This window comes from Xanthomonas axonopodis (assembly GCF_001304695.1).
Lineage (GTDB): Bacteria > Pseudomonadota > Gammaproteobacteria > Xanthomonadales > Xanthomonadaceae > Xanthomonas > Xanthomonas axonopodis.
The window spans coordinates 1-1111 of sequence record NZ_JFAQ01000021.1; the positions used below are offsets into that span (position 1 = coordinate 1).

Here is a 1111-nt window from a genome sequence, read left to right on the forward strand (position 1 = left end):
GTTCAGTCCCGGCATTAGATGGATCGGATTCACTTTGAACCGCTCGGGTTCGGATGTCCACTGCTTGCAGATGAATTCGTACGGTGTCAGACCCTTCAGAGCTTTGAGCCTGCGACCGTAGTTGTAGGCGTCGATGAAGTTGGCTAAATGCTGTTGCAGTTGTGCGTGATCGTCGTAATGGAAGCGTTTGACAGTGGCTTCCTTGATGGTCCGGTTCATCCGCTCGACCTGCCCGTTGGTCCAGGGGGGCTTGACTTTAGTCAAGCGGTGTTCGATGCCGTGCTCCTCGCATACGCGAGTGAAGATATGCTCAAAGGCATATCGATCGGAACTGCGGTTGGTGAACTGGATGCCGTTATCTGTCAGAACCGTATGCAGGGTGTAGGGCACTGCCTGGATCACATTGCGCAGGAACTGCGCTGCAACCATCTTGTTGGCCGAGGCGTGGAGTTCGGTGAACGCAAACTTGGACGTCCTGTCGATTGCCACGAACAGATAGAGCTTGCCCTCGGCCGTCTGCACCTCTGCGATGTCGATATGAAAGTAGCCAATCGGATAACTTTTGAAACGCTTCTTGGCGGCTTTGTCGCCTTTAATCTCGGGGAGCCGCGAGATGCCATGGCGTTGCAGGCAGCGGTGCAGCGATGAGCGCGTCAGACGCGGCATGCTCGGCTGTAGTGCGTAGAGACAGTCGTCCAGCGGCAGCAACGTGTGCTTGCGGAAAGCGACGATCGCCGCCTCATCCGTAACGGACAACACGGTGGAACACGGCTGCCTCGGCCCGGTTGGCAAATCGGCAGTCGAGCGACGCTTCTTCCACTTCGCCACCGTTTTCTGATTGATCCCGTAGCGCTTGGACAGCGCTCTCAGGCTCTCTTGACTATGTTGTATCGCTCGACGGATCGCCTCTGTCGTAGTGGCGCTCCCGTGTAGAACCTGGCCCATAGTGCTTCCTTCCAATCGAGGGAAAATAGTGCACCATCAAAGCATGGGATCAAACAACCTAGCCTGCGGGAAAGCCTGCGCAAACTCGCCACCGAGTATGTCGATCTCACCTTGATCCATTGGCCTTCGCCAAAGGACCAGGTCCCCATGCGCGAGTATCTGGAAG

At 56.3% G+C, this 1111-nt stretch carries 1 protein-coding gene and 1 pseudogene; one reads left to right on the forward strand and one right to left on the reverse strand.

The genetic code is table 11. The features are described from left to right. A partial coding sequence (locus XAXN_RS02010) for an IS481 family transposase (RefSeq protein ID WP_054318304.1) occupies positions 1-945 on the reverse strand: 945 nt, incomplete at its 3' end. A gap of 45 nt (positions 946-990) precedes the next feature. Here XAXN_RS02010 and XAXN_RS20285 point away from each other — a divergent pair. Beyond that, positions 991-1111 (forward strand): annotated as a pseudogene (locus tag XAXN_RS20285) (aldo/keto reductase); the annotation flags it as partial.